We start from the raw sequence: 20,888 nt of genomic DNA on the forward strand, positions 1-20,888 counted from the left end.
GATTTATCCTGATGTTCGTGCCAGTGCACGCCGTTTTAACCCGTAATCAAACGGGCACCATTATACCAATTGAGGCGGTTGCCAGATGCTTCCTGTAAAGCTGGAGGCGAGGGGAGATTTGTATATGATTTCCTGTCTTGAGATCAGTTCAGAGATCATGACGGGTTCAAAAGTGAGTGCTGTCGAAAAATTGATCGCGTGTGCAGCACAGCAACTGCAAATGCAGAATGGGGAGCAAAGGTCGCTTCCCTTGTGGTCGTTATCGGCGGATCCCTTTTCTGTCGTTGCCTTTGAATCGGAGCAACCGGCATCATCGCCGCCATCTGCACAGGGTATGCAGGACAGCACGGCAAAAAGGCAGGACAATATGAGGCTCAACGTTTTCACGGTGGTAAAAATAACAAATGTTTTTATACAATGCCTGCTTTGTGGAAATTTGATATAGAAGTTTATGGAATAAGAGGCGATGAAGACACTAAGAATCGTTCCACCACTTGATTCCATTGCAATTAACCGATGGCTGGGATTAAAAGAATCACGTTTCGAGCAAATATAGGCCGATCATGTTGACACAGGAAAATGTGTTGTGGTTGTTTGATAAGGAATAAAGCAAAAAAAAGCTGCCCTTTCGGGCAGCTTGGGTAATATAGTTAAATAACAAACAAACAAGTATTACCTTTTCAATACTTTTTTAGTAACAACGTAATCCGTTGCTGAGTCAATCAGCTTCACGAAATAAAGTCCACCTGGAAGTGTAGAAATGTCCGTATTCAATGAAGTTTTACCTGCAGCAATGTCATACGTTTTTTCGCTTACGACATTTCCACTGTAAGAATACACCACCAGTTTTACTTTCGATGCTTTATCGAGTACGACATCAACATTGAAATTACCATTGGTTGGGTTTGGATACAATTCTGAATAAGTGGCTTCTTTTGATTGTACTGTGTTTTCAGGACGTGGAGCAGGACCACATGAAGGTTTTGTCAGCGTCAGTTTCTTAGATGAAGTTTGCGTCGGTGCACCGCAAACGGTACCTGTTTTCGCCACAGAAAGGATGGTGCCTGAAACCAATGCCTCTGAGAAAGTAACTTGTACTGTATTGGTACCCTGACCAGAAACAATAGTAGCATTTGCAGGGGCAGTCCAAATGTAACCTGAAGCCTGTGGATCAATTGGAGTACTGTATGTTTGAGGAACGCCAATCATACTACACTCGATGGTAGCAGGACCAGAAATACTCAATGGCGTAGCCAAAGTAGTGTATACTTTCATCGTGCTTGGCATTGGGTTAGACCCACAACCGTTGTATGCAGTGATCGAAATGCTTGACCCGGAAACATAATTTGCAGGGTAAACTACAGTGAATGAAGTCTCGTTTGTAGTCAATACATTTGAAGTATTGGATGGGTGATTCGCGGTTTTAACGACAGCACCAGTTGGAACTGTAATGATCCAATACGAAGCATAAGCAGACCCTGGGAATGTGTACGTGTAAGGCGTTCCTGAACAAACTGCATAATTCTGGCCAGAGATTAAACCTGGTAGTGAAGGAAGGTTTCTGCTTACCGTGATGGTTTTTGGCAGGCTTGGTCCAACGCCGTTTACAGCTTTTACTGTAACTACGCCGGTTGAAGTAAAGTCGTTGCTGTAGATCACACTGATTGTCGAACCGTTTGAGGCACCGCTTATCGAAGCACCAGCAGGAACCGTCCAGATGAAGCTGTAGAAAGGATTTGGAGCAACACTGTAAGTTACAGCTGTTCCTGTACCCACTACGGCACACACGTTAGTAAGGGATGGGGTAATTACAGCAGGAGCCAATGGAAGCGCTTTTGTTAAACCTACGTTTCTAGGTGTAGAGACACCACATTGTGCCACTGATTTAACCGATACGACGAACACACCAACTTCAGTTGAAGCGTTTTGGAAACTTACCGTGATGGTGTTGGTTCCGTCTCCTGAAAGAATCTGGGCTCCGGCAGGGATATCCCATTGGTATGTTTGTGCTGATGGTACAGCGGCAACGCTAAATGTAACCGGGATTGCAGTTCCTACATAGTTACCAAAAAGGCTTGTATTGATCGAACTACCGGCAGCATTCTTTACTGCAATCGAACCTGGTCTGTAGGGCAGTGTTTTGCTTAGTGCAATGGATCTCAACGCACTGTTACAACCTGCAGCCGATACAGCCGATACGCTGATGTTACCAACATTTCCTGCACCTGCTGGTACGTTATTGAAATGTACAATGATGCTTAAACCATCTGTTGCAGTCGATACTAAAGTAACTCCGGTAGGAACACTCCATTGGTAAGAAACGGCATCAGCAACAGCTGGAATAGAGTAGGTTACCGGGGTAGTGGTTCCAACATAGTTACAAACCGCATCAGGTCCAGTGATCATCGCAGGTCTTGTAGCGAGTGGCAGCACCACAACTTCAATTACTGCTCTTGGTCCTTCCACACCGTTGCTTACCTGTGAAACGTAGTAGTATTTTGTTCCAACAATAGCAGTTGATGGTGTTGGTGCTGTTAAACTGGCCGACCCAAGGGCAGGTACAGTATACCATTTTAAAGAGGTAGCGTTAACTAAAGTTGCGGTCAATGCTGGCACAACCTGATTTTGGCAATATTTTAAAGAGGAAGTTACAATTGGCTCTCCTACGCTCAGCATTCCGGCAAATGCACTGTCAGTGAAGTTCGCCCCTGACAAAGCAATTGAATTCGAAGCGGGTCTGTAGTCTAATCCCGTATACGTTAACGCATTTGAGGTATTGTAAGGAGCAGCTAGTAAGCCGTTACTTGATGCTACCGTTGTATTGTTGCTTGCAGCATACCAGGATGTCATGTTAAAAGAAGGATTGTTTCCTGCAGTAATGGTTCCTGGTGAAGTTACCTGTAATACTTTTGAAGTAGTGGTAATTCCTGCAAGGATGTTGTTGTTGAATTTCAAAGTACCGGCAAGTACATTGTTTTCGCAGGCGATACCGTCAATATGCAATCCTTCAAGGTAATCCACAAAGATTGAGTTGAATATTTTCAACTGTGAATTCCTTCTGATACGGGCAGCACGTTTGTAACCTGCTGCCAATGAACCACCGTTAGCCAATGTGGTACGGAATGTTGGCCCAACCATGGTCATATTCGAAAAGATGGCGCTGGTATATGGACTTACTGCAGAACCCGCAGCATTATTATCCGATTCAAATCCTTCAGAGGTAGATACAGATGGAGCATCTGCGATTTGAGGATCTCTTACAGAAAGACAAAACTGTACCCTTCCGTTGTAACCGTTGTCAGTATCAAAGTCATCGTCAAGATTCCTGTAAGAAACAAGGTGCTTACAGTCTACTGAACCACCAAACCACTCGAAAGCGTCATCATTGGAAAACGAAACCTGTACGTAGTCAACAACCGTACCTCTTCCAACAGCACCAAAAGTAAGACCATTGATCTCATTGTTTGGCGCATAAACATAGCCAGCGTACTCGATACGAACATATTTCAGCGTACCCGAAGAATCATTGTCGTTTGGCGTTGTACCACCGCCGTATTGCGTGTCGGCAGTTGGAGCAATACCTTCGATGTTGTTTACGCCTCCGTTAATGTTAAAGGAAGCTTTTCCCAGAAGGATAATACCACCCCAGTCACCTCTGTTTCTTTGTCCGGCTGGTTTATCCGAGGTAAAGACAATTGGGTTGGCTGCAGTACCCACAGCGTTTAGTTTCGCTCCTTTTGTAATAAACAAACCGGCCCCATTGGAAATCTGGTCACCCAATACGACAACACCAGGCTGGATCGTCAGTGTTGCGTTGTTTTTAACGTAAATCTGTCCCTGCAACTTATAGGTGTTGCCTGTGGTCCAGGTAGTGTTTGTGGTAATGTTTGTGTTTACATTAATTGCCGTCGTAGGATACACTGTATTCTGTGGATCATAATTGGTCCAGGAATCGGTCCACATGGCAATTGGTGCAGGCGCAAACGCACCGCGATAATTGGTTGGCGTGATCTGTGCCTTTGACACACTGCTCACCAGAATGAGCAATGCCCATAAATAGAATTTTTTCATTTTAAATAAAAGTTTTGGTTTATAATGGTAAAGGTATCGCGGTGATGTTAACTAATTCTTAACACTTTTTTATATTAAGAATACCCTTACGTTAACAATTTAAATTATTCATTATAAAAAACTTATAATGGGCAGCCAACGTAAAGTTAAAAGTTGTAGGTTGCGGTTAATGAGAACGTTCGGCCGTACTTCGTAGACCAGATTAAATCGTCTTCTTTGCTGTTGTATCCATTTTTATTGTCTCGGTCACCGGTAAAAACAGCATTAAAAAAGCCTTTTACTCCGGTGCCTTCCGATACGCCCAAATCCCGGTTGTGGTAAAACACCAAATCCTGGGCCAGGATGTTCTGACCGTTTAGTTTTAGCTCTAGCTTGTTGTTCAGGAAAGATTTGGAAATTTGGAAATCGAGGAAGGTCCTGCTTTTCTCCCAAAGCGTAGGCTCTACTTCTGTATTTCCGACTATGGCGATCCGATTCCCCACCCGGTTCACGTTTAAGGAAACAGACCAGTCTTTATCGGTTGTGATATATTGTAAACCGGCATTAAATACATAAGGAGATTGGCCCTGCATCGGTCTTTCTTTTTCCGTGTCTGAAACGGCAGCTAGGTTGGACACATCTACTTTGGATTTGATGATCGCCAGGTTAGAGAATGCGGTCAGGTTGTTCAGGATACTATTTTCGCTATGCATCAACGAACCCAGTAATGTCCTGAATTCCAGCTCGAACCCATAATTCGTAGCGCTGTTGGCATTGTCGTAAGTGATTTCCCTATTGTTTACAGTTGCTTTTATTTCTATCGGATCCTTGAATTTTTTGTAGAAGGTTGATAGCGACAGGATTTGTCCTTTTCCGGGATAGATTTCATAACGGAAGTCCACGTTATCAATAATGGCCCGCTTAAGATTCGGATTTCCGGAAGTAACAAACCGTGTCATAAAATCATAGAATGCAAATGGTGCCAATTCCCTGAATTCCGGCCTATTTAGCGATTTTGAATAGCTCAGCCTGATGTTTTGTTCCTTAGTCGCTGCAAAAATGATGTTCGCTGAAGGCAGGAAATCCATTTTTTCCACGTCTATTTTGAGCAATTCTGTTTCACTAAGTTTGGTGTTCAGTTTCTGGTGGTAATTTTCAATTCGAATCCCATACACAAAACGGAATTTCCTATACGTGTTGTCCATCATCATGAATGCTGCCCGCAGGTTTGAGGACGCATCATAAGCATCAAAGTATTTTGTTCCGTCATAAAGTGTAAACCCTCCGACGCCGGGAGCAATGATCCCCATATTCTGTTGGTCGAAGATGTGGTCGTCATCGAGGTTGAGCAAAGTTTGGTCAAATACCAAATCGCCTACACCGCCGAGCTGGTTGTAGCCCAATTGCCTTGCGTAGAAATTCCTGTTCCTGTTCTGTAGGAAAATCCCAAATTTAAAATCGCACAATACACTGCCATAATTGAATTTCTGGGACAGGTCGAATTTTGCGCTGGAGCTGGTCTCAGTATTTTCAGAAAAGAAGATTCCGCCGCCGTAATCAGGCCCAATATTTCCATTGGCAATATTGGCTGTATTGGTAATATCAAGTGGATTTGGGTTGGAAGGGTCTTGATAATCCTTGAAGCGGGTGTAAATATTTCTTCGAAGGTTTGGAATCGACCGCTGGATATCGTTATACGAAACCACCCAGTTAATCCTGAATTTATCCCTGGGCAGGTAATGTTCTCCCACCAGTTGCCCTGAATAAATGGTATTGCTTGTAAACCAACGGACAGTAGAATAGATCAGTATCGGATTCACCGCTGTAGCTTCAAAAGGGATGCCAGTACGCTCAACGACCAGATCATCCGAATTAATCGAATATAGGTTTTTAAAGGCAATCGTATTGTTGTTGTTGAATTTAAGCGAAAAATTGGCCATGCCTCCCGCAAGTGTCTGGACATTATAGTTTTTATCAAAGTAATCTTTGTAAATCACCGGACGCAGGCCTGCTCCCTGTTCCTCAAAGTCACGGCTGATGGATTCCGTATAGTTGTTGGTCCTGTTGTACGTCACTGCGGTAAGGATACCCATTTCTTTGCCCCCAAATTGCAGGTGGTATCCGGCTGAATACTGAAAAGCAAGATTTGGTGCAAAGTTTTTGCTTCGAATACTCCAATCTGTTTTATATGATTTTGCCAGTTCAGCGCGGTCAAGATAGTCGAGGTTTTGAAACGCGGTATAGCCCGGAAACCCGGAAGGCAAATCCCTTGTACCATCATCAAGGCCAATCCAGTCTGTATTGCCTCCTTTATAGTACAATTGTTTTTTACCCGTCGTAAAGGTGTTGTAACCGCTCCCGATGGAAAGCGTCTGGAAGTCTTTTTCCGGAATGCCTTTGGTATTGATCTGAATGATTCCGCCGGCAAATTCGCCAGGCATGTCCGGTGTTGCCGTTTTGTTGATGATCAGGTTGTCGATCATATTGGCTGGGAAAATATTGAATGAGAATGCCTTACGGTCTGGTTCAGAACTGGGCAGCGGCGCGCCGTTTAGGTAAGAAGTATTGTAGCGGTCATTCAATCCGCGGATGATGACAAACTTATTTTCCTGGATGCTCGCTCCGGAGATCCGTTTCAAAACATCCGAAACATTCTTATCCGGCGTCTTTTTGATGGTTTCAGCAGATATTCCATCGGATACGCTGGCGCTGTTTTTCTGGGTCAGCAGCAACAGCTTCACCGATTCCGTTTTCAGTTTTGGTGCCGTAATCACGATTTCATCGAGTGATTTGGAATTTTCCGACATCATGACGTCTAAAACGACGCCCTCTGCATTGGTGATGGTAACATCCTGGATCACTTTTGTCTGAAAAGAAATGTAACGGAAGGTCACCTCGTAACTGCCAAACGGAACGTTACGGAATTGGAATTTACCATTCAAATCAGAAATGGTTTCCTTATTAAGCGTTTTAATCGAAACGGTCACACCGGGGAGCGGCTGCCCGTTTGCCTCTTCAACAACGGTCCCCGATAGGGATGCGGATTGACTGAAAATAACCTGAGAACATAGCAATAACAGCAGCGCGTAGCAAAATTTCATGTTTGTAAGTTTAATTTTGCTAAACTACCGTCACTTTGTTATATATATGTTAAAATCAATTTACGAAATGTTAAAGAAATTGATGAGAATATTGATTATCAAGGCTTCATTGTCAAGAAAATGTAACGAGACTGTTATGTATCTTTACGGCGACCGATATTTTGGCCAACAGCTTTATATTTGGGCATTAACCTTAATGAAATCCCAATCCGATGCATAACGAGAGCAAATTCAAAACGAAAACCGGATATTGTCATATTTTGCCTGACAAAATTATATTAACCCGCAGCGGAACGGTGGGTGAAGTCTCCAAAATCGTCGTTGGGAACGGAATATCTAGGATGCTGATCATCTACGGCGTGATCGCTTTGTCTTCATTGTACTTCGCATTTACCAGTTTTAAAAGCGGAGAAAATGGATTTGCACTGTTGTACCTTTTTATCGTATCCTACATCGTGTATGGAATAACCAAAAGCGTCAATAATTCAGCAACTCCTATTATTATGCGTGATAAAATAAAAGGTGTGACGTTTCATTCGGCAAAACCCGGACGAACCCGGGCCTATTTTGAAATTGGATTTGAAGATGAAAATGGAAAGTTGAAAAATAGGTTAATTATGCTGCCCGGTTCAATGAATGATGGAAAAAACGAAACGGAAAAAGCTTTATTTATAATGGAACACGCCGATTTGATTAAGCCCATTAGGAACACATCCCGTTCCTGAACATGGGGATTTCCATGTAAAATACAATAGCTTTTTTGTGGCCTGGTTTGGACAGGTGCAGTTGAAAAATGAGGAAAAGAAAGTAAAGCTTCCATCTTATAAGCGAATGGGTGAATTTTGCAAGAGTAGTTCCCGCTTTTATAAAAGCAGTTCATTTCTTTTTTGTTTTCTTTGTAATAGGGATAGCCGACCATATTTGGCCGATGCTGTCCGTAACGATGGTAACTCAAGGGACACCAAAATACAGTATAAAACAAAAACGCGGCAAACCAATGAAACTTACACGCCTTTTTCAGGATTTTTTCAGAAACGAAAAGACCGCGGGACTTGTCCTGATTTTTTGTACAATCGTATCGCTCGGGCTGTCAAACAGCGGAATAGCCGATGGATACCAGCATTTCTGGCATAGTGCACTCGGGAACCAGACCATAGAGTATTGGATTAATGATGGCCTGATGACCATCTTCTTCCTGTTGATTGGGCTCGAACTGGAACGCGAAATTTACCTTGGTGAACTCTCAAACATCAAAGATGCCATGCTGCCCATTTTCGGGGCGGCCGGTGGCATGCTTGTCCCAGCGGGAATATTCTTGCTGTTCAATTTTGGGACAGCCACACAATCCGGCGCAGGAATCCCAATGGCTACAGACATCGCGTTCGCCTTGGCCATCCTGGCTTTGCTGGGGAACCGCGTTCCCACATCGTTAAAGATTTTCCTTACGGCGCTCGCAGTCATTGATGACTTGGGGGCCATACTCGTCATCGCATTTTTCTATACGAAGACCATTGCCTTTACAGACCTTTTTATTTCGTTAGGCATATTCGGCATCCTGCTGGTGTTGAACAGGCTGAAAGTCAGGAACCTGATTCCGTACCTGATCGGCGGCGTTGCCATGTGGTTTTTCATGCTGCATTCGGGAGTGCATGCCACCATCACGGGCGTGTTGCTGGCGTTCGCCATTCCATTCGGAAACGGAGACGAAAAGTCAACTTCATACATCCTGCAGCATTTTCTTCATAAGCCTGTTTCATTTATCATTCTTCCGCTGTTTGCACTGGCCAATACAGCCATTGTACTGAGTTCGGATTTTGGTGCTGTGCTGACCGCCCATTACAGCATTGGGATCGCGTTAGGGCTTATTGTCGGCAAGCCCTTGGGTATTTTCATCCTCACATATATTGCCGCAACCTGTGGTTTATGCAAGTTGCCGGACGATTTGAATTGGAAATCTATTTTGGGCGTCGGTTTTTTAGGCGGTATTGGATTTACGATGTCGATATTCATTACGCTGCTGGCATTCGACGATCAGGCCATCATCAGCAATGCAAAGTGTATTATCATGCTTTCCTCGCTTGTGGCGGGGCTGCTGGGATTTGTATCCCTGAAGTTCATACTTAACAAAGAGATAGCAGAAACAGATGAATAAAATACTCCAATTTATAAACCTAAACCGCGGCGAAGAGGACCGTCAAAAGGTCGTGGAAAATGTAGTGTCCAATATTTCCTTCCGTGGCTCCAACCTCTGGGTGTTGGCCTGCGCCATCGTTGTCGCTTCCATTGGCCTCAATGTCAATTCCACGGCAGTGATTATCGGCGCGATGCTGATTTCCCCATTAATGGGTCCCATCGTCGGGGCAGGCTTCGGACTGGGGATGTACGATTTTTCGCTGCTGCGCAAGTCATTAAAAAATCTCCTGATCGCCACCGTGGTGAGCCTGACCGTTTCAACGATTTACTTTTACCTGAGTCCGTTTAAGGAAACACAAACTGAATTGCTTGCAAGGACCGCGCCGAATATTTACGACATCCTCATCGCCTTCTTCGGCGGGTTGGTCGGTGTCATCGCCATCACCAGGGTCGAAAAGGGAAACCCTATACCCGGGGTAGCCATCGCCACTGCGTTAATGCCCCCGCTTTGTACCGCCGGATATGGTTTGGCAATTGGTAATTTTAAGTTCTTTTTCGGAGCCTTATACCTTTATTCGATCAATTGCGTATTCATCTGCATCGCAACCTTCCTGATAGTCAAGTATCTGAAGTACCCGCCAGTGGAGCAGCTCGACGCCCGCCGGCAGCGTCAGGTGAAATATGTGATGACCTTCCTGATTGCCGTGATGCTGCTGCCCAGCATTTGGTTTGCATTCCGCCTGTATGAAGAAAAGAAATACAACCAAAAGGTGGACCAGTTCATCGAAAAAGAATTTGATGCCAGGGGTTATACGGTGTTGTATAGGAAAACACGCTACCTCGCCAATCCACATACCATAGAACTGGCCTTCCTTTCGCATAAATTCAGTGAGGACGAAGTGGCACAGCTCACCAGCCGGATGCGGGCGTATGGCATCGAAAATTCAGTGCTGCGAATCCGGCAGGATACCACCGATTTAAAAAGGGATATCCTCAATGAAATCGGAGCAGAGCGAAAAACGCTCAATCAGAAGGACGTAGCCATTGCCAATCTTCAGAAGCAATTGGCGTTGTCAGGGGTCGACAATTCCAAAGTATTACCTGAAGTAACAATCCTGTTTCCCGGCATTACAAATATTTCCATAGCGAAACACCTGTTCAATGAAGGCACCGACAGCACAAAAACGGTTTATGTGATGTTGTATAAAACAGGAAGAGACCTTGATAAGGCCGAAAAAGAAAGGCTGACTGCCTGGTTAAAGCAAAAATTTCAGGTAAAGGATTTTGAGATTTACGGGGAAACGTTGCCAGCAAGAGAAACGGGAAGGAAGTAGTGTGCAATGATGACCATCGGGTCCTGCAAATCAAAGGCAATTGCGTATTTGGCAGTAGTATGGCCTACAATTTTTATCCGTTGTGTGAATAAAGGGATTGTGTAATATGCCACACCGCTTCTGAATATATTGCAGGTCTTAAATGGAAGTCCTTAAGATTTCGCCTTTTTTTTAAGCATTGTCCTAAATTGGAGTGTAATATGATGTAATTACCAATGAAAATATTAACAAAATATATGGAATTTCCGTATCGAAATGGTTCGGGAATTTTGTAGGGAATACTTCCATTATCCCCTTCCCATAAGGTAAAAATACAAATTTTCCGGAATGTAATCTTACGGGAAAACCAGACTTTTTCTTAAATTTATTTTGCACATTATTTTAGGACAACATCATTTTTTTTAAAGAATGTACAACCATCACGCCGATAAATGCATCATATGTTTAAAGTTCGTCCCTCACTCTCAAAGTTCATAATCAAAACATTTTTTCAATGAGGATATGTCTATTACTTTTTTCGGTTCTTATTGCGCAGCTTGCCATATGTCAAAATGGAAATAGTGGAGACACAACGCTTCATACCAGCCCATTCCTTACAGATTCCTCCATAAGCGCACTGGCAAAAAAAGCCTACCTGAATCAGCTGACCGCCGACGATTTCTATGATGTTCAGCCATTGTATCGCGAAGCGAAATCCCTGGTTGCTGTGACCCTGGAGCCTTTAACTGTCGAGCGTGTACAGTTTAACCTCCGGGCGTTCCTCAACATCTGTAAAAGCGCGCCGTCCACACGCAAAGACTATTTCGGAACGGAACAGTATTACAGGCTGGCGCGGTATATTGAAAACCATGCCGTCGCAGTGGCCGCAGCTTTTGCTACTCCGGGATACCTTGATAAGGAAGATATGAAAACAATTGCCGCCATGACAGTGCAAGGATTGATCCTTTACCGGAGAGGCTATGATATGAATTTAAAAATCGGGACATTCATGGAGCGGATCAATGCTTACGTCAAAGGCAGCAGCGATGCGAATAAAAAGGCCATCACGCAGTTTTCACAATATTTGAAAAAGGCACCGGCGATTAAAGAATCGGATTTTGTAGCCGATGACAACCCCTGGGAAACGTTTGACCTGGATTGGCTAAAGCATATGGAGCTGAACAAACGGTTTAAAAATGTGCCCAGGCTTAAGGACTTAAAGTATGAGGAGGGTTCTGAATTCACCGAAAATGGGGGAGGATCTGGTGATCGCATGATCGAAAGAAGCATTGGGGATACTACGATGTATTATTATTTTTCATCGAAATCGGAGACGGCCTACCGGGTTAACATGAATGTTCGGGGCCGGGATTTGATTCCCGGTACCGAGGACAAATACCGTATCGATTGCGAAGGGAATGTAGAGTATTTTCCGGACGGGAAATTAAAGCAGTTTACGCTACAGGGCTCCACGGTGATCAGTGACTCATTGGAGGTAAACTACCTGGATTTTATTTCCATTGACCGTACGGCGAAAGGAAATCCCGTCGATCACAGCTGCAATGATTTTAAACAGGATACTAAAGCCATCGTCTACATTGCGAAAGAGATCTTTCCAAAACCGCCCGTCGCTATCCAGGGTTCCAAATCCCGGTACATCATCATCAATCCCGTTATTGCTAAGGGAAGAAAATATTGGGTGGTAACCTATTACTGGAATCAGGACGTCATAAAATACCTGGCTGTAGACGACGATACTTTGGAAAAGTACGAAATTCCGAAGGAAGTATTTTTTAAATACAGAAATTGGCAGGACAATGAATTTTACAAGATGTCTCACAATTCCAATCTTTGAATGATTACTAATTTACACAAATGATAAGTGCCACCCCAAATACAAGCATCCGCAGGATCCTCAAAATCCTTATTTTCAGCCTGCTCCTGATCGGCAGCGCATCAGCACAGCCCAGAATCGCATTCGACACCCTCGAGTATACCATGGCACCCGTTAAGAAAGGCGCACCGGCATCTCTAAATATCCCGTTCAGGAACACCGGCGACCAGCCATTGATCATCACCAGCGCACGGGGGCAGGGAGCACCGTCGATAAGCAGGCCGCTCGATCCCATCCCACCAAATGGGGAAGGGGTGCTGCTGTTTAAAATGCCGACAGATTTCGCGGGTACTACCCGACAGACCGTCATGGTGGGGACGAATATCGATGATAAGATCATTGTGCTTTCGATAAAAGTTACGGTTTATGATGTAGAGAAAAGGCGTGTCTCCGGCGTGGTTACTGATAGCCTAACGGGACTGCCGATGATGAACGTATGGGTTTCTGTTTTAACCGACCGGACCCGGTATGCAGAAACGGATCCAGATGGCAATTACACCATCATGGCTGCACCTGACGAGTCCCTGATGTTCCGGTTGGAAGGCATGAAAGGCAAAATCGTAAAAGCCGATCAAGTGGAGGTCAATGCCGCATTGCAGGACAGTGGGTTAGGATTCAGAGCGCGTGAAAAAATGAAATCGGATGTGGCGCTGAGACATACAAAAGTCAGTGTGAAAGACTTAAACAACGCCAACAATCCAAGGTATCAATTTAAGCGAAGTAGTACAACCAATGTCTACGTATTATACATTTCGGCGACGCCAGCGTTGAGTGATGTAGACGTTTCCTTTCAGCAAACCTATAAAATTGTCTACAATCCCTATGCAGACCATAAGCCACAATACTTACGCCGATACAATAGGCTGGTCTTTAAATACCTGTCAAAAAAATATGGCAAAGCCTGGCAGGAACACGTCAGGAAAGATGCTATTGGTTTGGATGATTTTTTGAAATAAGTCAAACATTTTTCCTACGGTGAATGTGAGGAGGCACGCTGAAGCCGCTTTGCAGTTCCCACTTCAACTATAACCAACCCACGATAGCGGAAAGCAGGCGCATTACTGGTTTACCCCAGCTATTCACTTTGTCCGGCTGCCACACCGGCACGGCGGCGGTGTTCCATACCCCATTTCCGCAGTTCGATGATCACCGGGTCGAGCGACTGCCCGTATTCGGTGAGCGAATATTCCACCACCACCGGGATGCTGTCATGTACCGTACGTTTGACCAGCCCGTTGACCTCCATATCCCGAAGTTCCTTCGACAACATCCTGTCCGTGATCTTTGGGATCTCCCTGGCCATTTCTGAAAACCGCTTGCTGCCAAACGACAGCGCAATAATAATCGGCAGCTTCCACTTGCCCTGCAGTACTTCGAGCGCATCATGCACCGGGCGTATCAAAGACTGGCATTCCGTGCGGTTTCTTTCAGGTTTGTCCATCATAGCTGTAGGTTTTTTGGATCACTATATCAGAGTATAGCACTATACAACGGTATAGTACTTCCTTTTGTATAGCAAAGGTATGTAATTTTGTATCGACAAAACAAGCAAAATTGTCGGCATAACGCCGGAAACGGCATCACATTTAAAACCATGAAAAAAATATTGATTATTATTTCCAGCCCAAGAGGTGCGGAATCCACCAGTACCCAATTGTCTATGAGCATTGCCGCGCGCCTTGAGGACGAAAATCCCGGCAGCGTAGTGACGGTGCGCGACCTGTCCCAAAACCCTTTGCCCCATTTAGACGATACGCTGCTTGCCGCATTGTTTACCCCGGCAGACATCCACAGCGAGGCACAACGGGCTGCCATCGCAAAATCCGATGCGGCCATCGCCGAACTCAGCGAAGCCGATTTTGTCGTGATCGGCATCCCGATGTACAATTTCGGAATTCCATCCACGGTAAAAGCATGGATCGACCACGTGTTTCGGGCCGGTGTAACCTTCAGTTACGGTCCCAACGGCCCAATCGGTTTGCTCGGCGACAAGAAGATCTACCTGGCCATTGCCTCGGGCGGTATCTATGCCGAAGGGGCGATGTCAGCCTATGATTTCACCGATCCTTACCTGCGCAAGGCCCTTGGTTTCATCGGCCTCACCGACATCACGACGTTCCGTGCCGAAGGCCTCAAAATGCCCGATGGCGACAAAGTCCTGCAAAACGTCATTGACACCATGGTCGTGTAAGTCTCGTTGGTTTTCATAAGCAGCCACAGCGTACCGTATTATTGCGGTGCGTTGTGGCTGTTTTTTTACATGTTATTTTAGTTTTTGGTTACAACCGTGAGTGAACATGTGCGCTGCGTTATTAGCACCGGAATTGAATGCGCGATAATCGAGCGTTTACATCCGGCCGATACATGGTTTTCGGTTACGCCATAGGGTGTTTCCTTCCGCCGCTGTCGATTCATTCAGATGAGTGAATACACCCATAGCCTTTAAGCCAAATAGCATGGCCAGTATTACGGTATTGTGACGCTTTGAGTTTGCCTATTCTGTGCTGAAAAATAACCAAGAATATTACCGGATATATTCGAGTTAGGGTTGTTAGGGGTATTCTGGCTATCAGCATTTTGCTCTAAAACATAAAAATAATCATAACAATTTTTGTCAATTCCGATCAAATCTAAATCTACTGTCGAACCAGATTTTATGGTATTGTTTTCGTCAGTGCTTGAAATACCGAACGTATTTATCTGGCCATTGATGAGGTTGTCGTCAAGTGTAAAAAAGCCTTTATCTTTAATGCCGTTGACCACCAAATCAAACCTGTAGAAATTTTTTTCATCAGCGGGGTCGATGAATTTAGGCGTTACGACATAGTTGGTCTCTTCTCCCGGGGGATTAAAGCTATTTTCCTCATACGCTAAACCGTCTAATGGAACAACCAATGGCATGGTGCTTGTCGCAAAATATGCGATGTTGTTAATCGTCACTAAAAGGGTATAGGTGTGTCCTGGAATACCCTGGAAATTTTCTGCAGTATAGGTGCCAGGGCTCGTCTCAGTAAATGCGACAGGGCTGTTGCCACCATCTGTAACCGTTACGGTGGCTCCGGATATTGCAGGATAGGGTGCTGCATCATAAAAGTCAACAGATTTGCTGATACGGACCGTTTGTGTCGTTGCGCTATTTGTAATAACCCCTTCAATAACATACTGGCTTTGCATTGGATCCAGTGATAATGTAATTTCTTTCTCACAGGATATCAAACAAAAAAGCACACTTAGTAAAAGATATTTTTTCATAAGATCAAAAGCTAAAATTGTAGGTCACACTTGGAATAAACTTAAATAGTGCTGTTTGGACTGCACGTGTTTGCGCCGGATTATCTGGATCATCTTCAAAATCGATAAGGTATGCGTTTTCCCGGCCATAAGCATTGTAAAGACTGAAGTTGAGACTGCTATTGTATTCTTTAGATGATCGTAATTTTAATGTAGCGCTTAAGTCCAGGCGATGGTAATCTGGCATTCTGTCCTGATTTCGCCCGTTGTAATAGAAGACGGTCGAGCCATTAATCTCATATTTTCCGCTCGGAAATGTTACTGCATTCCCCGTATTGTAAACGAATAAAGCGGAGAATGTCCACTTGTCGTTAAACTCATACGTGCTGACAAGTGATAGGTCGTGGGTGCGGTCTTGTCTTGCGTTATACCACCGATCGTTATTGATTCCATCAATTTGCTTTTCGGTTTTTGATAGGGTATAGCTGAGCCAGCCTGTAAATTTCCCCTTGTTTTTCTTTATTTGCATTTCAAACCCATACGCCCTTCCCTTCCCATAAAGTAGTTCGCTTTCCAAATCTGGTGCGGTATTAATATTGGCCCCATTTTTATAATCTATTTGGTTCGTAAGCTTTTTGTAATAAGCCTCCGTATTGAGTTCATAGTTTCCATTTCCGAAGTACCGAAAGTATCCTGCTGAAAATTGATGGCTGATTTCAGGTTTAACGTTGAACGTACTTCCTATCCATTGATCCGAAGGGCGTCCGGAAGTAGAATTGCTTAAAAGGTGCAGGTTTTGTGTGTTCTTCGCATAGGCTAATTTGATGCTCGAATGCTGTGACAAATTAAAGTTAACGGAAAGGCGCGGCTCAAGATTGGAGTAAGTTTTACCGATTTCCCCTTTTTCTAGTTCTACAGACCCTGTTTTAACGCCAGCGGAATAGTAATTATAAAGCCCGGAACCCATAATGCTGAAGGCGCTGTATCGAACGCCGTATTCGGTCTTCATCCAATCAAAGACCTGATATTCATGCGATAGGTATAAGGCATTTTCGATGTTTTTCCTTATGGTTTTTGCAGAGACGTCCTGACTGATCTGGTCGCCCGAAACACGTGTGGGGTCAATGTTGTGAAATATGGTGTTAAAGCCGAATCGAAGCTTATTCCGGGTATTGAAATACCATTGATAGTCCTGTTTTAAATTATAGTCTTCCAATGTTGAGCCAAAGTCGACATCACTTCCGGAATTGATGGAAACGTTGTAGGAGTATTTACTGTAAATCAGTGATGTGTTTACAAAGACTTTTGGACTCAGAATACTGTTCAGCCGAAATGTTGCGGTTGCATTTCCCCAATCGATGCCAAACCCTGTTCCTATACCCAGTACATCCCGACCAAAATAGGCGGAAAGGTAGGCTTTGTTTTTTGCGTTAATTTCATAGTTCGCCTTAAAATTCAGATCATAAAAGTAAATTTGGTTGTCCTTAAAATCCTTTGATGCCTTTAAAAACAGATCGGCATAAGTCCTTCGTGCAGAAATTAAAAAGGATGATTTATTTTTTTGGATAGGGGCAGCGATATTAATTCGGCTACTGATCAAGCCAAGTCCCCCACTGTAAGTAGCTTCCTGATTCCCCCCATCTTTCATAACGACATCGAGAACAGATGAAAGTCTCCCACCATATTGTGCAGGTGGATTTCCTTTGATTAATGTAGCAGATTTTAACGCATCACTGTTAAAAGTACTGAAAAAGCCCAGTAGGTGTGACGCATTGTAAACTGGCGCTTCGTCAAGTAAAATCAGATTTTGATCAAATCCGCCCCCACGTACAGAAAAGCCAATTCCTGCTTCACCATTTGATTTTACGCCGGGCAAAAGCTGTATGGTCTTAAGGATATCTTTTTCACCGAATATCACCGGCAGATTTTCTATGTCTTTGATGTTTATCCTTTCGGACCCAATGGAGGTAGACTTGGTCTTATCATTTTTATTAGTACTTATTACCACCTCGCTGAGTGTACTATTATCCGTTAGGACAACATTCAATACTGTATTCCCGTTTAGCGCAATATCGGTTCCATATTCGATATATCCAACGTAGCTGAATCTTAACTCATACGTTCCTTTCGCAAGGGTTATGGAATAGAATCCATATTCATTCGTAGATGCGCGAATGGATTTCCCTTCCCCGATAACTAAAATATTACAACCCAGCAGCGTCTCTCCATTAGACGCGTCGGTAACTTTCCCATTTATTGTAAACGTTTGAGCAAGCGCTGCATTTACGAAGAAAAGAAAAACTAAAGCGGTTTTTTCTATTAATGTAAGATGTGTCATATGAGGTGTTTCCAGGTGCCTGGATTTTAATTGCTATTATTGCGTGGTTCACTGCGGCAAAATACCAGGTATAATTTCAGATAAAAAAAACCATTATACCGATAGGCTGTTTGTTCGCATGACAGCCCGATTTTTATAGACAATTGCGAATACTAATTTTTGTTGGTAAGTAAAAATCCACTGTTTCTTACGTTTTTTATTGACAGGCTTACATCCATTGCCAGGTGTTTTCTTAATTTCCAGATATAGACATCGAGACATTTACTCGTAAAGCAATCGTTCCTTTTCCAAACCGTCCGCATGGCCTGATTTTTAGGAACCAATTCACCAAAATTTGATGCCATTAAAAAAAGTAGCTCGAATTCCTTGATCGTGAGATGGATGACCGTATCACCATCATAGACGAGTTGCCTTAATTCATGCCTGAGATGGTATTTGCCGAAGACGATACCTTGGCTTTCAGCAGTCAGTAGTGATCTTCTCCGAATAACATTTGAGATTTTTATTAATAAGATTTCTGCATCGAAGGCACTATCAAAAAAATCGTCTATTCCTGAGGCATAGGCATCGAGAACGTTAGTTTTTGAAAAATGCTGCGCGATAATATATATTGGCAATCTGATGTTGTCCGCCCTGTTTTTTCGAATTTCATCCAGGAGATCGCTATAAACCGCTTGCGTATAAATGATGCACACATCAAAAAACGCTGTTCCCAGTTTTTTAAAACCGCGCTCAACGTGGGTAGTAGTGGTCACGTTGACATCATTTACCATCAGGAAGTCTCTCAGACGGCTGCCATCAGCGCAGTCAGTAATTATAATAATTCGGGGTTCCAAAGCATAAGATTTTGATGTTCTATTATATAATTACATAGAAGGATATTCTCCGTAAGCCTTCAGATCACACGATCCTGCCATCTTCCAAAACAATGATCCGGTCACTATTATCGGCAAAATCTTTGTCATGCGTGACGGCAATAATGGTTTGACCAAAGTCATGTGCTAATTCCTTAAAAATTTCAAATACGTTTTGTGCGTTCTTCGAATCAAGGTTACCAGTAGGTTCATCGCCCATGATGATGGCAGGATTATTTATAAGCGCTCTCGCTATTGAAACCCTTTGTTGCTGGCCACCACTTAATTTTGAAGCGGGTTTTAAGGCCTGATCCTTTACACCCAACAATTCGAGTTTATTATAGGCCATTTCTTCTATTTCCTGTATGGAGTGTCTACCCAGTTTTTGGGCGGGCAGCATGACGTTTTTTAAACAGGAAAATTCGGGAAGAAGGTAATGAAACTGAAAAACGAATCCGATGTTCTCATTCCTAATAGCAGCCAATTCATTAATCGACTTATGTTGCAGATTTTCGCCTTTGATGTACAGGTTCCCTTCATACTGAGTGTCCATAGTGCTCAAACAATACAGCAGCGTCGATTTCCCAGAACCGCTTTTTCCTACGAGTGTTAGGAATTCTCCACTGAAAACGTCGAAAGTAATATCCTTCAAAACCTGAAACTTTACCGGTTCGTGAAAAAACTTATTGATATTTTCCGTGCTTAAAACGATCTCTTTCTCCATAGGTTAAAATTTGAAAATGATTCCTGCGTATACCTGGGCTATTTTCGGAATATTTCTACCGGATCAATTCTGGCAGCCCTTCTCGCGGGAAAATAGCCGGCGCATACGGTTATAAATATTCCCAGCATCAGGCTGTAGGCAAACAGATTTAATTCAAAAGATATTGGGAAGTATCCTACTGGCCCCCCCATGTAAATTTTTGACATTATTGCTATCAGAATTGCACCCAGTATTAAACCAAAAAAAGTGCCTATACACCCCATTATCAATGCCTCCAGAACAAAAACCCTTACGACATCTCCACTGGAAAACCCAGTTGCTTTCAAAATCGCGATATCATTTATTTTTTGTGTTATCGTAGCACTTAAAATGTTATAAATCCCGAAAGCGGCCACGAATAGGATAGAGAAAGATATGGCGCCCATCAACACGTCGGCATTTGTGGTCTTCCAGTCTTCTACAGTGTAGTGGGTTAAACGCTGGAGTTTTTTTACGTAACTTTCTGTATTGTCCGGATTTGGCGTATTGATAAAAATGGTACTTACATAGGAGGGACCTTCTTTCAGGAACTGCTGTGCAGTGGCGATATTAACATATGATTTTTGCTGGTCGTTCATGCTATTTCCAGTAGTAAATATGCCGACGATTTTCATCACCTTGATTACATTGAACGAAGAGGACACCGTGATACTGTTGTTAAGGCCTAAACATAATTTTTTGGCTATACCGCTACCGATAATGATGCCGTTGTTATTTCCATTCAATGAATTTATACTTCCCGCAACCATATACTTTCCCAGGTTAAACATCGCGTTATAATCTGCGATAACGACACCATTTCCAGTACCTTTTATTTGTGCCTTTCCTTTGTTATAAAACGCATCGAAATTGACTTGGGCTAATGCATTCGTAACGTAGGGTTGTTTTTTAACCTGTTGTAAAAGCGCTTCCGGATTGATTATTTTTTTTGACAGCGTCGTTATCTGCGGGTTTACAATCAATGTAATACCTGTATTTGTAGTGTTTTTAGTAATGGGTACACTTAACTCGTCGTCCTTATATATTTTAATGTGCGCATTGTTCTTAAATATCTCATTTCTTGAAAAACTGGTAAACCCCGAACCCAACGAATTCATGAACAGATAAATTCCAACGCCAATTGTAACACCCAGGGCAGCGACGATGGTTTGTTTTTTTCTCGTGATTACATGGGTCAACGCAATTTCTATATTTACATCTTTTACCATGGT

The 20,888-nt window shown here is 43.4% G+C and carries 15 protein-coding genes; 6 read left to right on the plus strand and 9 right to left on the minus strand.

The features are described 5' to 3' along the window. Positions 1–60: 60 nt before the first annotated feature. From CFE23_RS08210 to CFE23_RS08220, 3 genes are all read right to left on the minus strand, one after another. Positions 61–504 carry a DUF6660 family protein gene (locus CFE23_RS08210; protein WP_291086628.1) on the minus strand — a complete coding sequence of 148 codons (444 nt, stop codon included), beginning with the start codon at positions 502–504 and terminating at the stop codon, positions 61–63. 168 nt (positions 505–672) lie between these two features. Beyond that, entirely contained in the window at positions 673–4,071 is a 3,399-nt protein-coding gene (locus tag CFE23_RS08215; RefSeq protein ID WP_291086630.1) for a T9SS type A sorting domain-containing protein, read from the minus strand. Between the two features lie 146 nt (positions 4,072–4,217). Further along, the gene (locus tag CFE23_RS08220; RefSeq protein WP_291086632.1) at positions 4,218–7,151 is read right to left on the minus strand and encodes a TonB-dependent receptor; all 2,934 of its coding nucleotides are present in this window, start codon (positions 7,149–7,151) and stop codon (positions 4,218–4,220) included. Positions 7,152–7,363: 212 nt separating this feature from the next. Here CFE23_RS08220 and CFE23_RS08225 point away from each other — a divergent pair, with 212 nt between their 5' ends. The 5 genes from CFE23_RS08225 to CFE23_RS08245 all read left to right on the plus strand — a co-directional run bounded on the left by CFE23_RS08225 (position 7,364) and on the right by CFE23_RS08245 (position 13,447). After that, entirely contained in the window at positions 7,364–7,876 is a 513-nt protein-coding gene (locus tag CFE23_RS08225; protein ID WP_291086634.1) for a phosphoribosylaminoimidazolesuccinocarboxamide synthase, read from the plus strand. A gap of 272 nt (positions 7,877–8,148) precedes the next feature. Then, positions 8,149–9,303, plus strand: a complete 1,155-nt coding sequence (gene nhaA, locus CFE23_RS08230) for a Na+/H+ antiporter NhaA (RefSeq protein WP_291086636.1) — start codon at positions 8,149–8,151, stop codon at positions 9,301–9,303. Continuing rightward, positions 9,296–10,618 (plus strand): TIGR00341 family protein, encoded by a 1,323-nt coding sequence (locus CFE23_RS08235; RefSeq protein WP_291086638.1) that lies wholly within the window; start codon positions 9,296–9,298, stop codon positions 10,616–10,618. The genes nhaA and CFE23_RS08235 overlap by 8 nt, the downstream gene beginning before the upstream one ends. Positions 10,619–11,111: 493 nt before the next feature. After that, positions 11,112–12,452: a hypothetical protein gene (locus tag CFE23_RS08240; RefSeq protein WP_291086640.1), complete on the plus strand. Its 1,341-nt coding sequence runs from the start codon at positions 11,112–11,114 to the stop codon at positions 12,450–12,452. A 20-nt stretch (positions 12,453–12,472) separates the two neighbouring features. Then, positions 12,473–13,447, plus strand: a complete 975-nt coding sequence (locus CFE23_RS08245; RefSeq protein ID WP_291086641.1) for a DUF1573 domain-containing protein — start codon at positions 12,473–12,475, stop codon at positions 13,445–13,447. 119 nt (positions 13,448–13,566) lie between these two features. On the opposite strand, the gene CFE23_RS08250 is transcribed toward CFE23_RS08245, so the two are convergent. Further along, positions 13,567–13,935, minus strand: coding sequence for a helix-turn-helix domain-containing protein (locus CFE23_RS08250; RefSeq protein ID WP_291086643.1), 369 nt, complete (start codon positions 13,933–13,935; stop codon positions 13,567–13,569). A 150-nt stretch (positions 13,936–14,085) separates the two neighbouring features. Here CFE23_RS08250 and CFE23_RS08255 point away from each other — a divergent pair, with 150 nt between their 5' ends. Further along, a complete protein-coding gene (locus CFE23_RS08255) occupies positions 14,086–14,682 on the plus strand; it encodes an NAD(P)H-dependent oxidoreductase (protein ID WP_291086645.1) in 597 nt (198 codons plus the stop codon). A 275-nt stretch (positions 14,683–14,957) separates the two neighbouring features. Here the strand turns inward: CFE23_RS08255 and CFE23_RS08260 are convergent, their stop codons facing one another. The 5 genes from CFE23_RS08260 to CFE23_RS08280 all read right to left on the minus strand — a co-directional run bounded on the left by CFE23_RS08260 (position 14,958) and on the right by CFE23_RS08280 (position 20,885). After that, positions 14,958–15,743, minus strand: a complete 786-nt coding sequence (locus CFE23_RS08260) for a DUF4249 domain-containing protein (RefSeq protein WP_291086647.1) — start codon at positions 15,741–15,743, stop codon at positions 14,958–14,960. A gap of 4 nt (positions 15,744–15,747) precedes the next feature. Next, positions 15,748–18,060: a TonB-dependent receptor gene (locus tag CFE23_RS08265; RefSeq protein ID WP_291086650.1), complete on the minus strand. Its 2,313-nt coding sequence runs from the start codon at positions 18,058–18,060 to the stop codon at positions 15,748–15,750. A 152-nt stretch (positions 18,061–18,212) separates the two neighbouring features. Further along, positions 18,213–18,896 carry a response regulator transcription factor gene (locus tag CFE23_RS08270; protein WP_291086652.1) on the minus strand — a complete coding sequence of 228 codons (684 nt, stop codon included), beginning with the start codon at positions 18,894–18,896 and terminating at the stop codon, positions 18,213–18,215. Positions 18,897–18,960: 64 nt separating this feature from the next. Further along, the gene (locus CFE23_RS08275; protein WP_291086654.1) at positions 18,961–19,638 is read right to left on the minus strand and encodes an ABC transporter ATP-binding protein; all 678 of its coding nucleotides are present in this window, start codon (positions 19,636–19,638) and stop codon (positions 18,961–18,963) included. Positions 19,639–19,676: 38 nt separating this feature from the next. Beyond that, positions 19,677–20,885, minus strand: a complete 1,209-nt coding sequence (locus CFE23_RS08280; protein WP_291086656.1) for an FtsX-like permease family protein — start codon at positions 20,883–20,885, stop codon at positions 19,677–19,679. Between the last annotated feature and the right edge of the window lie 3 nt (positions 20,886–20,888).

The organism is Flavobacterium sp. BFFFF1, assembly GCF_002256285.1.
GTDB lineage: Bacteria > Bacteroidota > Bacteroidia > Flavobacteriales > Flavobacteriaceae > Flavobacterium.